The following is a 12,939-nucleotide window of genomic DNA, read 5'->3' as shown; positions in this document are numbered from 1 at the left end:
CAGTAATGGCCGGTGGTATTTTATTTGTTGCGATATCGCAACAGGAAGGAGCAAGAATGAAGTACAGGAAAAGACCAGTGGTAATTGAGGCATTCCAGTGGACAGGAGGACCAGAGCAGGAGGATGACCCTGAATGGATTATCGAGGCTATCAAAAGCAAGATGGCGTGGTTTGAAAATGCAGGGACACCGGATGTGAAATTCATGATTCGGACTCTGGAAGGTGTACGTGAGGCCAGTGTGGGGGATTACATTATCCGTGGTGTAGCTGGGGAGATATATCCGTGTAAGCCGGATATCTTCCTTGCAACTTACGAGCCGGCCGTGACGAAAGTTTCCACGGATGTTACAGCACATCTGGATGTAGACGAAATCAGTAAGGCTGTAACGAGAGACATGAAACGGACTGGTTGTAGATTATGTTAAGCACGCAGGACTATCCTGGGTGCTATTTTTACGCCCAAACACGAGCATGGCTTAAAACTGCTGCGTGGCCAGTGACACTGATGACAATGGATGCAATAAAAATTACAGGGTGACACCCTTAAAATGGAGGTATTGACGATGAGAGACATGTTACCAATGAACTTACAGTTATTTGCAGAGCCCGCAGGCGGGGCAGGCGGCGAGGGAGGGGCACAGACCCAGCAGCAGGGAGCCCAGGCCAGCCAGCAGGCGGCATCACCAATAATTGATTATGCCAAAATCCAGCAGATGCTGGAGGGAACCCTGGCAGCTAAGGAGGATACGGCTCTGAAAGCCTACTTCAAGCAGCAGGGGCTCAGTCAGGAAGAGATGGAGCAGGCGATTGCCGCATTCAAGCAGCAGAAGGCGGCACAGCAGCCAGATATAGGCGCAATCCAGCAGCAGCTCACCCAGGCCCAGGCCATTGCCCAGAAGGCCATGGTTGACAGTGCAGCCACCATGACGGCGGTATCACTGGGGATTGACACTAAAACGATTCCCTATGTCCTTAAGATGGCTGACTTAAGCCAGGTCACGGGGCAGGATGGGAAAATCAATGATGAGGCACTTAAGGCAGCCCTGAACAAGGTGCTGGAGGACGTGCCGGCACTGAAACCCCAGGCGGCAGGCTCAACTGGATTTATTCAGGTGGGCGCAGCCAGCGGAGGCCAGACGCAGCAGACCGTGGACACGGAACTTGACCGTATCTTCGGGGTAAAGAAAAAATAGGAGGTTAGACAATTATGGCAGTATTAAGTTATGTTACACAGTTCCACACAAGAATCCTTGACATGTATGGACATGAGTTGATTTCGGACCCGCTGTATCACACCAATGAGGATATCAAGATTGTCGGGGCGAAGGACATCAAGCTCCCGCGCCTGTCCGTGAGCGGGTACAAGGACCATGACCGCAACACGCTGGGGTACAACAGCGGTAACTATTCCAATGATTTTGAGACCAAGTCCCTTGACCACGACCGTGACATTGAGTTTTTTGTTGACCCGATGGACGTGGATGAGACCAACCAGATTGTTGCGATTGCCAACATCCAGGCACGGTTTGAGAAAAGGCAGGCCATCCCGGAACTGGACTGCTACACGTTCTCCAAGCTGTATACGGAGGCATCCAGGGTGGGTGCAACCATCAGGACAACGCCCATCACAACAGCGAATATCCTGGCAGACTTTGATGATAACTGCGAGATGTTTGAGGACCTGGGGGTGCCGCTGTCCCGCTGTATCCTGTTCTGCACGGCTGCTTACCGCAAGACACTGAAGAACGCAGAGGGCATCCAGCGTGTGATGGCGGTGAATGGGGGCAGCAACGGAATTGACCGCCGGGTACACTCCATGGATGACCTGGGGGAAATCAGGACGGTGCCGCTGGAGCGGTTTAAGACAGCTTATGACTTTACAGAGGGATACAAAGCGGATTCGACCGGTAAGCAAATCAACTATGTCCTGGTGGACCCGGAAGCCCAGGTATCCCGCGTGAAGTATGCATACATCAACACATACACGCCCGGTCATGATTCCAGGACGGCCGATAACTACCTGTACCAGAACAGGCGTTACAACGGCACGTTCGCGCTGGACCAGGAACTGAAGAAAGCGTGTATCATCAACGTGGAGGCAGGTGAGTAGGATGAAGGCAAAGAAGGAGAACAAGGTATATACAATCAATACCGAACAGGAGGCACAGCGTTATCTGAAGGATGGATACGACATCTACGATGATGACGGGAACGTGCGGGATTATTCGCCGAAGAAGAAGATTGCTTTCAGCGAATATATGAAGGCAGTCAAGGAAATCGAACGCCTTCAGGCACTTGTGGCTGAGAGGGATGCCGAAAATGGGGCGCTGAAGGCAGAAATTGCTGCACTCCAGCAGCCAGCAAGGAAAGCGGAGAGCAAAAAGGCGGGTGAATGACATGCCCTATGAACCTTATGTCACATATGAATACTACTGTGATGCATACAAGGGGACGGTAATCCCCATGGATGAGCTGGACAGGGCCCTTAAGCAGGCCAGCCGTCACATTGATTCCCTGACCTACAACCGGATTGTAGGTCAGGGATTTTCCAACCTGACGGCCTTCCAGCAGGATGTCATCCAGGACGTGGTGTGCCAGCAGGCAGACTTTGAATGGGAAAATGCGGATGAGATTAACACCATCCTGCAGGGCTATAGCATCAACGGTGTATCCGCACAGTTCGGCAGTTCCTGGAACGTCTTCACGGATAAGGGGGTTGCCATGAAGCGTGATGTGTACGCCCTGCTGTCCCAGACAGGCCTGTGCTGCCGGTTAGCGAGGTGAGGCAATGAAATATCCATGCTTAGTGCCAAGACGGCTCTGTAGGACGGACATACACATCCGCCTGGAGTCAGAGGATACAGACCACCATGGTCAGCCGGAGCGGGTGCTGGACCTGGACTTGAAATGCAACTTCCAGGACCGCGCCAAGACCATCCTGACTGCGGAAAAGAAGCTGGTGCAGATAACCGGCACGGCCATGTTCCCTGGGGATATTGCCCCGGACTTTCCAACCTTAAGCGGGGGTACCGTAACTGTATTCGGGGAGGAGCGGAGGATTGAGCAGGGGATGAAGGCCAGGAATCCGGACGGGACAGTGAATTACTGCCAGCTGGAGGTGGTCTGATGCAGGTAAAATCAACCGTGAAAATGAATTTCCCACGGATTAAACAGCTGACACAGGCGGCAGTGACTGCCCTGGAGATGACTGCGGAGGCCCTGCACACAGAGGTGGTGCAGGCGCAGGTGATGCCATTTGACAGCGGTAACCTGCAGAATGAAAGCGCCTTTGTGGATTACAGTGAATCGAAGCAGGGAAAGACAACATTGGTATCCAGCACGCCCTATGCGCGGCGCCTATACTACCACCCGGAATATGACTTCCAGACGGATGAGAACCCGTTTGCCGGCGGTGAATGGTACGAACCGTGGCTGCCTGGTGGAGTGAGCCAGGATTTTGCCAGGAACGCCTTTAAGCGGCTATATAAGAAAGTAGGTGGTGTGTGATGCTGGCTCTGGACGATATCCGTGGGTACATAGGAGGCCTGGGGATTACGGACGACAGGAATGTCAATATCGGGAAGCTGAACAACAAGAAGGACCATTCCATCGGCGTGTACCACCGCCAGGGCAGTGGTCCTCCTGTGATGGCCCTGGGTGGCCATGACTACAGCAGTTACGACATCCGGCGCATCTCCCTGCTAGTCCATTGGGACAGGGACGTACAGGCATCGGAACAGGCCGCCTATGGGCTATATAAGAAACTTAAAAACGTATCCAGCCTATCCATAGGGGATACACCCATCAACTGTATCATCCTCCAGGTACCGGAACCGGTTGACGTAGGGACAGATGATAAGGGCGTATACGAATATGTAATATGGCTGGATTTTGTATATCAGAGAAAGTGAGGTATGGATTATGCCAGATGCAGCAGGAAGGGTTTATCCGGTGCATAACAATGTGTTTAAGTTTGGCACGAAAGGGCTTGAGAGTACAGAGGAGGATATGGTCGTGCCATTGGATTTGGAGAACTTTGCGCCCAGCATTGATGGGACCGTGGAGGAATGGTACCCCATGGACGCGAAAGGCTGGTCAAAGTCATCCATGACGGGGAAAAAGCTGGGCTTTTCCTTCAAAGGGAAAAGGTCGGTCGGTGACCCAGGCAACGATTATATTGCCGGCCTGGCCTGGAAGTTTGGCCAGGACGTCATGACGAAGTTTGAGTGGACCATGGTATCCGGCGCAAAGCTGGCCTGTGATGTGGTCGTGAACGTGACCACACCGGGCGGCGGCGATACGACCAACATTGATACGCTGGAGTTTGAAGTGACGGGATATGGCGCCCCGACATTCACGCCGGCGCCTACACCGGGAGCATAAGGAGGATTGGATTATGGCAAGGAAAGTAGATATCACAGATAAACTGAGCTTTGAGGAAAACCCATCCCTGGTAATCAAGGGTGAGGTACTGAAGGTCAATGCAGACGCCCCGACCATGCTTAAGGTCATGGGGCTGATGTCGGCGGATGACCCCGGAATGGATGAAGTCCTGCAGGCCTACAACCTGATGCTCCCCGAAGAGTCCAAGAAGAAGATTGAAAAGCTGAAAATCGGATTTAAGGATTTGGTTACAGTCATTATGGAATCCATACAACTGATAACCGATGAGGTAGACAGCCCGGGAGAGCAGTGACCCGTACTACGACATGTTTGGGGACTGGGACCTGATTGTCTCCAGCTTCCTGTCGCAGTACGGGCTACGCATACGGACGAAGGAGTTTGAGTCAGTCTCCTGGGACGAGTTCAGGGCATTGATTGCCGGCCTGTCCCCGGAGACCGCCCTTGGCCGGGTGGTGGCCATCCGGTCCGAGACGGATAAGGACATCATCAAGCATTACACCAAGGACCAGCGCCGGATATATGATGACTGGCGGAAACGGGAAATGAAAGAAATGGATGAGAAAACCTTCGGGAAGGAGATGGCCGGCCTGGAGAGGATGTTCGCGGCCATGTGCGGAGGTGATTAAGATTGAGAAAGTAAGATGCGTAAGGTGTGGACAGACCCTCCTCCTGGCGGAATACGTCAAGGGGGAGATTAAATGTCCCAGGTGTAAAACCATAAACAGGTTGGATGTAAAAATGACAGAGCCTAGAGCCGCACCAAAGGAGTAGCGAGCCAGAGCCTGCTTTTGAATTAAAAGGCAGGTGATATGTATGGCAGCTGACAGTGTAGGCCAGATTGGCCTTGACCTTGTGGTCAACCAGAATCAATTCAAGCAGCATATGGCTGGTATTCAGGGACTGGCCAAGAAGGCAGGTGCAACCCTTGCGGCGGCCTTTGCAGTAAAAAAAATCATAGACTTTGGTGCGCAGTGCGTTGAATTGGGTTCCGACCTGGCGGAAGTCCAGAACGTGGTGGATGTCACATTTCCACGGATGTCTAAACAGGTGGATGACTTCGCCAAGAACGCCATAACCTCCTTCGGCTTATCCGAGACCATGGCTAAGAAGTTTACCGGCACCTTTGGTGCAATGGCCAAGGCATTCGGCTTTGGTGAGCAGGCAGCCTATGAGATGTCCACGACCTTGACTGGCCTGGCCGGTGATGTGGCATCCTTCTATAACATCAGCCAGGACGAGGCCTATACAAAGCTGAAATCCGTGTTCACGGGTGAGACGGAGACCCTTAAGGACCTGGGCATCGTCATGACCCAGAGCGCTTTGGACAGTTATGCCCTGGCAAACGGCTATGGCAAGGTTACAGCCAAGATGTCAGAGGCCGAGAAGGTTGCCCTGCGGTATAAGTTCGTGCAGGACCAGCTGTCCCTGGCATCCGGGGACTTCATCCGGACGGCGGATGGCTGGGCAAACCAGGTGCGTGTCCTGAAGCTGCAGTTTGACAGCCTCAAGGCCACAATCGGTCAGGGGCTCATCAATGTGCTGACCCCGGTCATCCAGGTAATCAACCGCATCATCAGTAAGCTGATGAGCCTGGCCAATGCCTTCAAGGCATTCACGGAGATGGTGACCGGGAGGAAGGGTGGGGGAGGCGCATCCGCGGCCACGGCCGGTATGGATGCGATGGCCCAGTCTGCGGATAAGGCCGGGGCGGCTGCCGGAGGGGCCGGAAGTGCCGCCAAGAAGGCCGCAAAGAACATGAAAAGTGTCAGCACAGGCATTGATGAGCTCAATATCATTAATCCTGATACGGATTCCGGCGGGGGAGGTTCCGGAGGCGGAGCAGACGGTGGATATGCTGCGGATGAGTTTGACATGGGCGAACTTGATACATCGGCCGTGGATGAGATGGACAGCAAATACGCGGGGCTGATTGAAAAGGCCAATGAACTTAAGAACCTGTTCATGGCCGGGTTCAAGGTCGGATTTGGCGACATGGGCGTCCTGGACAGCATGAAGGAGTCCATCCAGAGTATCAAGGACAGCCTGACGGATATCTTCACATCCCCAGAGGTAGAACAGGCCGCCACCAGGTTCACTAACATCCTGGCCATCAACCTGGGCAAGATTGCGGGCTCCATGGCGAGCATCGGGGCATCCATAGCGGATAACCTTCTGGGCGGAATCAGCCTGTTCCTGCAGCAGAATAGTGAACGAATCAGGGATTACATCGTGTCCATGTTTGATATTGGCTCACGCATCGCGGAGATAAGTGGGAATTTTTCCAAAGCACTTGCAACGGTATTTTCATCCCTCAGGAGTAACAGTGCAAAGCAGATTACAGCTGATATCATTGGGATATTTTCCGAAGCTTTCATGGGTGGTACGGAACTAGCAGGGACTTTTGCGGCGGATGTATTGGACACCATTACGGCCCCGTTCATAGAAAATGCGGATTATATCAGGACAACCCTGGAGGATACATTCAGCGCGGTTGAACCTATCTTTTCTACAATCAAAGATTTGGTTGCGGAAACTTTTGAAAAGATTGGCGCAACATATGATGAGCATGTGGCGCCAATGCTGGCAACCTTCAAACAGGGGTTCACGGAAATCGGAACACTGTTGCTTGATGTCTACAACACATATTTCCTTCCAGTATTGCAGAACCTGTCGGGCCGATTCGTTGAATTTAAGGACCAGTACCTGAGCCCGCTGATTGATAAGTTCCTGGAGTTTGGTGGAAAAGTGGCTGATGCGGTCACCAAATTGTGGACAGGGGTCATACAGCCATTCATTGAGTGGTTCATAACCAACGTAGCGCCAGTCATAGCTACATGTTTACAGGATGCCATTGACACATTCTTCGGATTCTGGGAATCCGTTTCCGGCATCATAGAGGGATTGCTCACGGCGCTTGGTGGTGTGATTGACTTCATTGTCGGCGTGTTCACTGGTGACTGGAGCCTCGCTTGGGAAGGAATTAAGGAGATATTCTCCGGTATCTGGGATGCCTTGAAGGAGCTTGTATCTGGAGCCGTAACATTCATTCAAAATGTTGTTAACCTGGCCTGGACTGCTATATCCGGGGTAACCAACACCATCTGGAACGGAATTAAGGCACTCCTGAATACCATCTGGAACTGGCTTAAGTCCTTGGCTAATGCATTATTTAATGCCATTAAGACATCCATCAGCACGGCCTGGGAGAATGTTAAGAGCAAGACATCCGAGATATGGGAAGGTATCAAGGAATTTGTTTCAGGCCTGTGGGATACAATCAAGACGGCAGTGGATGAGAAGTTCACGGCCATGAAGGACGCGATTACCGGTGCATGGGACACGGTAAAGGAAAAGACAAAGGAGACCTGGGACGGCATCTGGGAGGATATAAAGGGCATCATCAACATGATTATCGATGGCGTGGAGAACATGGCTAATAGGGTCATTGATGCAATCAATGCCATGATAGAGGCCGTGAATGATGTGGCCGATAAAATACCTGGTATCGGAGCGGAGCTCATCCCTAAGATTCCAAACATACACCTCCCGCGTCTGGCGCAGGGCGGGTTCGTCCGCGCCAACACGCCGCAGCTGGCCATGATTGGCGATAACCGGCACCATGGTGAGATCGTGGCGCCGGAGGATAAGATGCAGGAGATGGTTGACCGGGCAGTGGCCCTGGCCTCCCAGCAGAATGGCAGCAACATGAGCGAGTACTACCTGGGCATGATGGTGGAACTGCTGAGGAACATCATAGACCTGATAGAGCGGATGGACCTGACGGTCAATATCGATATCCGGGAGATAAAGAAGAAATTAGTGGAACTGGATAAGCGTAATGGATATACCATGCGGACTACATAAAGGAGGTGGTTCAAGTGCCAATCTATATCAACGGACATGAATACCCAAACTATGACCGGGGTCCGGGCCTAACCATTGCCACGAATGTGAACCAGGGCAAGAACGCCCTGGGTGAGTTTGTGGGGCAGCGCGTGGGCCGTGACCAGGATAAGATTGACGGCCTGCAATGGTCCTATCTGGATGCGGCCACGTGGAGTAGCATCCTGAAAGAATTTGAGGAATTTGTGGTGACGGTCAAGTTCCCGGATATGAAAAATAACTGCTGGAAAACAGAGCGTATGTATCCTGGGAACCGGACGGCAAAGATATGGGAGATAGGGCCGGACGGACTACCAACCATGTACAAGGACTGCAAGGTGAACCTGATAGACTGTGGGGTGATGGAGTAATGCAGGCAGCAAGTAATGAATATAAGGACATGATGCGCAGGAAGTGGCGGAATCCCATTTCCCATCTCCGTATCAGCATCGGTCTGATTAACCAGCAGGCCCAGGCGTCCGCCTATGTCCCAGAGCCTGATGGATACACATATTATTCCGACCTGGTGAAGCCCATGGATAACTACAAGGTACAGGAGTTATATGCAACCTGTGACCAGGATTATGCCACGGTGGATGGCAGCATGTATTTCCTTCCCAGGGAGGCTGCTGACGTTGTGCTCAACCAGGGGATTGTGTCAGGCGGTCTCCTGGGGACCATCGAAATCCGGTTCCCGGTACAATACGACATCAAGGGACTGACCGTGGAGTTTGGCAAGGCGTATCCGGTGGATTTCACCATTATTTCAGACAGCCGGACTTTAAACGTAACGGATAATACGGATGGCCATTTTGTGACAGAGGAGATATTTGAGGCGGCGACCTTCCTGCGGTTTGTGCCGGCCGTCATGGTCAATGGACAAAGCCGGTTCCGCATCAACCAGATTACCATGGGTATTGGTATTTATTTTGACGGTAAGAAGATATTGTCCGCAACCAAAAAGGAGCATATCAGCCCGATATCTGAGGAGATGCCGACCATCGATCTTGATGTAAAGGTGGACAATAAGGACCGGGCCTACGACGTGGAGAATGAGGAGAGCGCCGTGAACTTCCTGGAGATTGGCCAGAAAATCGAAGTGCTCTATGGCCAGGCACTGGACAACGGGTCTGTTGAGTGGATACCCGGGACCACGCTTGGGCTGAGGTCATGGTCTGCGGATGACACTGAGATGGCTTTCCAGGCATCCGATTGTTTTGACGGGATGGACGGGACCTACTACGGTGGGCAGTATCATCCGGATGGAATGAGCCTGTATGATATGGCCGTGGATGTCCTTGCGGATGCGGGGGTGGACTACAGGGAGTACTGGATTGACCCATATCTTAAGGATGTGATGATAACTAACCCCATGCCGGCCGTGGCGCACAAGGAGGCCCTACAGCTGATTGCCAATGCAGGCCGGTGCATATTATATCAGGACAGGGCCGGGAAGATTTTCATAAAATCCAGTTTTGTACCGGACATGGAGGCCGCATCCGATAATGAGGCATATTTCTCCAATGCCGCGGCAGTGCTGGACCACACGGAAAAGGATATATATGCATTGCCCGGCCAGGGCCATACCGGCGCAGACGGGATGGTATATTTTCTCCCGTGTCAGGCTGAGGGTGCCACATACCTGAATGTGGGTTATGTATCGGATGCTGTGGCGGATGGGGCTGGCCTGTTTGGTAGTAACCCTACCATCGGTATAACCATGGAGGCTGTCTTCAAATGCTTCGGTCTTACCCTAGAATTTGGTCGGAACTGGCCGGATACGGTCGTGTTCCATTCCTACTACGACGGTGAGCTGCAGGAGGACTACACGGTTTCGGGGCTCACGCGGACCTATGTGGTCAGCCATGAGTTCCCGGAGTTCGATTACCTGGTGCTGGAATTTACCAAGGGCTGTCCAAACAACCGGGTTACCCTGGACAACATAACCTTTGGGGACAGCACAGATTACGTCCTGGAGTATGGTGTAGAACTGACCAAGACGCCCAAGGGCACGCAACTGGCCAGGGTCAGGGAACTGCAGGTAATACGGACCCTGTTTGGCCTGAGTGCTGAGGAGCCCAAAGAACTGGTAAGGGAGACCATAGCGGTGACGGAACAGGACAACCAGTATACGTTTTACCTGACCAATCCCTCCTATGGCTTTTCTGTCGCCATCACTGAGCCATCGGAGGGACAGACAGCAACAATCCTAAGCAGCAGTGCCTATTACGTCACAGTAGGGCTTACAGGTATCGTGGGGGCCACCGAGGTGGCGGTCATGGGTAAGGAATACATCACTACACGGACTAAGGTCAGCCGGCAGCTCAACCCGACGGGCAGCCTGGAGACATGGGAAAACCCATTGGTATCCAGCACGCTCCATGCAGCCAATCTTGCCGACTGGATAGGGGACTACCTCAAGTCAGACCGGGAATACGACCTGTCTTACCGTGGGGAACCCAGGATGGATGCCAATGACATTGCCTTCCTGGAAAATAAATACGTACCCGACCTCTTAATCAGGGTGACGGACCATACCCTGAAATTCAATGGCGGACTTAGCGGTACCATCAAGGCAAGGAGGGACATGAGTTATGTGGCAACAGCCAAAAACAGACTGGCAGGCCAGTGATTATTTTAATATCGGTGACTATAACCGCATCAAGGGCAACATCAATGAGATACGGGCCCTGGCCCTTACCCTCTGGCCGGATTTTGAGTTTGAGGACATGGGGGAGGATAAGACATATCAGGATTACGGCTTCCATGCAGATGAGATTAACCGCTTTGAGGCCAATATAGACCATGTCTGTGCAGGGACATATCCTTTTGCGGTAGGGGAAAGCCGGGAATACAGGGACAATACCCCATTCATTGATTGGCAGGAGCTGAACCGGATTGAATCGGCCTGCCTGAAGATATATAGGAACATATTGGGAAGGGCCGAAGGAATCAGGCGCCTGGCTTTCACATTGAACGGAGGTGTATTTGAATGAGTTTGAGGACAGATTATAAAGACGATATATATGAAGGCTCCAGGCGATGGAGGATAACCCAGAACGAGGACGGGACCTATAATATATCCGATGCGACATCATATACCCAGAAGGGGGATAAATTTGGCCAGAATGACATCAACGCCATAACCCAGGCGGTGGAAGGCCATCTTGCTGACATGGAAAACCCCCATGGGGTCACAGCTGAGCAGGTAGGGCTGGGGAATGTGGACAATACGGCGGATGCGGACAAGACGGTTGCCGTTGCAGGGAAGGTCGGCACCGGCACGGTTGGCGGCGCGACCACACCGGTATACATGAACGCAGGGACGCCAACGGCCTGTACGGCGTATGGATCAGCCACGGTAAACAAAGCGAATTATGCAGGTGTTACGACCGTGGGCACTGCGTCCCTGAAGAATATCTACGCAGGAACAGGTTCCATGAATGCCGGTTCGACATCCTTAACCACTGGCAATATCTACCTGCAATATGAGTAAGGCCTGGAGGTGATACCGTGGCAAAAGGAATATATATCGGGGTAGGCGGAGCTGCCAGGAAAGTCAAGAACATATATGCGGGGGTAGGTGGCGTAGCCCGCAGGGTCAAGAAAGCCTATATCGGGGTTGGCGGTGTTGCGAGATGCTTTTACAGCCGTGAGTTGGAGTATTATGGGACGGCTACAGCATTAAGTGCGAGTAGAAGAGGGTTAGCCGCTACAACAGTGGGTAACTATGCGCTTTTTGGTGGTGGGTATGGTACTGGATATTCGGGAGTAGTGGACGCGTACAACGCCAGCCTAACAAGAAGTACAGCTACTAATTTAAGACAAAATTCACAGTGGTTAGCCGCTACGACAGTAGGTAACTATGCCCTTTTTGGTGGCGGTGTTTATAGTAGCTCGTCATACTCGTATCGCGTAGACGCATATAACGCCAGCCTGACAAAGAGCACAGTTGAATCATTAAGTGTGGGTAGGGCTAACTTAGCCGCTACGACAGTAGGCAGCTATGCGCTTTTTGGTGGTGGGAACAGTAATAGCAAGTATATGACGGTAGATGCGTACAACACTAGCCTGACAAAGAGTACAACTTCTGGATTAAGTGCGGTTAGGACTAACTTAGCTGCTACGACGGTAGGCAGTTATGCTCTCTTTGGTGGTGGAAACGCTTCCGATTATTTAGCAACAGTAGATGCATTTAACACCAGCCTGACAAGGAGCATACCTACCGCATTAAGTGTGGGTAGGGCTAACTTAGCCGCTACGACAGTAGGCAACTATGCGCTTTTTGGTGGTGGGGAATACTTTACTGATTCATATGTCTATTCATCAACCGTAGACGCATATAACACCAGTCTGACAAGGAGTATACCTACTGCATTAAGTGTGGGTAGAAGCACATTAGCTGCTACAACAGTCGGGGAATACGCTCTTTTTGGTGGTGGCTCAAACGGCTTTACCTATAATGATTATAATTTATCAACTGTAGACGCTTATAACACCAGCCTGACAAGGAGTATACCTACTGGATTAAGTGTAGCTAGGTGTGTTTTAGCCGCCACAACAGTAGGTAACTATGCCCTTTTTGGTGGCGGATATGGCAGTGAATATTCATCAGTAGTGGATGTATACACAGCATGATAAATCATAAAAGAA

At 51.9% G+C, this 12,939-nt stretch carries 18 protein-coding genes; all 18 read left to right on the top strand.

From position 1 onward, the window contains the following. Positions 1-56 precede the first annotated feature (56 nt). The 18 genes from DWX59_RS23520 to DWX59_RS23435 all read left to right on the top strand — a co-directional run bounded on the left by DWX59_RS23520 (position 57) and on the right by DWX59_RS23435 (position 12,924). Positions 57-425: a hypothetical protein gene (locus DWX59_RS23520; protein ID WP_117562111.1), complete on the top strand. Its 369-nt coding sequence runs from the start codon at positions 57-59 to the stop codon at positions 423-425. A 147-nt stretch (positions 426-572) separates the two neighbouring features. Next, positions 573-1,193: a hypothetical protein gene (locus tag DWX59_RS23515; RefSeq protein WP_235845162.1), complete on the top strand. Its 621-nt coding sequence runs from the start codon at positions 573-575 to the stop codon at positions 1,191-1,193. Between the two features lie 14 nt (positions 1,194-1,207). Next, the gene (locus DWX59_RS23510; protein ID WP_117562108.1) at positions 1,208-2,110 is read left to right on the top strand and encodes a capsid protein; all 903 of its coding nucleotides are present in this window, start codon (positions 1,208-1,210) and stop codon (positions 2,108-2,110) included. A gap of 1 nt (position 2,111) precedes the next feature. Continuing rightward, positions 2,112-2,396, top strand: coding sequence for a hypothetical protein (locus DWX59_RS23505; protein ID WP_117562105.1), 285 nt, complete (start codon positions 2,112-2,114; stop codon positions 2,394-2,396). Between the two features lies 1 nt (position 2,397). Continuing rightward, complete coding sequence (locus tag DWX59_RS23500) at positions 2,398-2,784, top strand: head-tail connector protein (protein WP_117562102.1); 387 nt, start codon at positions 2,398-2,400, stop codon at positions 2,782-2,784. Between the two features lie 4 nt (positions 2,785-2,788). After that, positions 2,789-3,127, top strand: coding sequence for a hypothetical protein (locus tag DWX59_RS23495; RefSeq protein ID WP_117562099.1), 339 nt, complete (start codon positions 2,789-2,791; stop codon positions 3,125-3,127). After that, complete coding sequence (locus tag DWX59_RS23490; protein ID WP_117562097.1) at positions 3,127-3,507, top strand: hypothetical protein; 381 nt, start codon at positions 3,127-3,129, stop codon at positions 3,505-3,507. Before DWX59_RS23495 ends, DWX59_RS23490 begins: the two co-directional genes overlap by 1 nt. Next, positions 3,507-3,911 (top strand): phage tail terminator protein, encoded by a 405-nt coding sequence (locus DWX59_RS23485; protein ID WP_117562094.1) that lies wholly within the window; start codon positions 3,507-3,509, stop codon positions 3,909-3,911. Before DWX59_RS23490 ends, DWX59_RS23485 begins: the two co-directional genes overlap by 1 nt. Before the next feature lie 10 nt (positions 3,912-3,921). Beyond that, on the top strand, positions 3,922-4,383 hold the full coding sequence (locus DWX59_RS23480; protein ID WP_117562092.1) for a phage tail tube protein: 462 nt from the start codon (positions 3,922-3,924) through the stop codon (positions 4,381-4,383). Between the two features lie 13 nt (positions 4,384-4,396). After that, entirely contained in the window at positions 4,397-4,696 is a 300-nt protein-coding gene (locus tag DWX59_RS23475; RefSeq protein WP_117562089.1) for a hypothetical protein, read from the top strand. Positions 4,697-4,709: 13 nt separating this feature from the next. Then, a complete protein-coding gene (locus DWX59_RS23470; RefSeq protein ID WP_117562087.1) occupies positions 4,710-5,030 on the top strand; it encodes a Gp15 family bacteriophage protein in 321 nt (106 codons plus the stop codon). Continuing rightward, on the top strand, positions 5,023-5,175 hold the full coding sequence (locus DWX59_RS23465) for a Com family DNA-binding transcriptional regulator (RefSeq protein WP_235845149.1): 153 nt from the start codon (positions 5,023-5,025) through the stop codon (positions 5,173-5,175). The genes DWX59_RS23470 and DWX59_RS23465 overlap by 8 nt, the downstream gene beginning before the upstream one ends. Before the next feature lie 42 nt (positions 5,176-5,217). After that, a complete protein-coding gene (locus DWX59_RS23460; RefSeq protein WP_117562082.1) occupies positions 5,218-8,268 on the top strand; it encodes a phage tail protein in 3,051 nt (1,016 codons plus the stop codon). 14 nt (positions 8,269-8,282) lie between these two features. Continuing rightward, positions 8,283-8,657 (top strand): hypothetical protein, encoded by a 375-nt coding sequence (locus DWX59_RS23455; protein ID WP_117562079.1) that lies wholly within the window; start codon positions 8,283-8,285, stop codon positions 8,655-8,657. Next, a complete protein-coding gene (locus DWX59_RS23450) occupies positions 8,657-10,918 on the top strand; it encodes a hypothetical protein (RefSeq protein ID WP_117562076.1) in 2,262 nt (753 codons plus the stop codon). Before DWX59_RS23455 ends, DWX59_RS23450 begins: the two co-directional genes overlap by 1 nt. Continuing rightward, positions 10,881-11,282, top strand: a complete 402-nt coding sequence (locus DWX59_RS23445) for a hypothetical protein (RefSeq protein ID WP_117562074.1) — start codon at positions 10,881-10,883, stop codon at positions 11,280-11,282. Before DWX59_RS23450 ends, DWX59_RS23445 begins: the two co-directional genes overlap by 38 nt. Then, the gene (locus DWX59_RS23440) at positions 11,279-11,782 is read left to right on the top strand and encodes a hypothetical protein (protein ID WP_117562072.1); all 504 of its coding nucleotides are present in this window, start codon (positions 11,279-11,281) and stop codon (positions 11,780-11,782) included. Before DWX59_RS23445 ends, DWX59_RS23440 begins: the two co-directional genes overlap by 4 nt. A gap of 17 nt (positions 11,783-11,799) precedes the next feature. Then, a complete protein-coding gene (locus DWX59_RS23435) occupies positions 11,800-12,924 on the top strand; it encodes a Kelch repeat-containing protein (RefSeq protein ID WP_117562070.1) in 1,125 nt (374 codons plus the stop codon). Positions 12,925-12,939 lie beyond the last annotated feature (15 nt).

Source organism: Enterocloster aldenensis (genome assembly GCF_003434055.1).
In the GTDB taxonomy this organism is placed as follows: Bacteria; Bacillota; Clostridia; order Lachnospirales; family Lachnospiraceae; genus Enterocloster; species Enterocloster aldenensis.
Note: the sequence above shows the minus strand (reverse complement) of the source record. Positions and strands in the feature narration are given on the sequence as shown.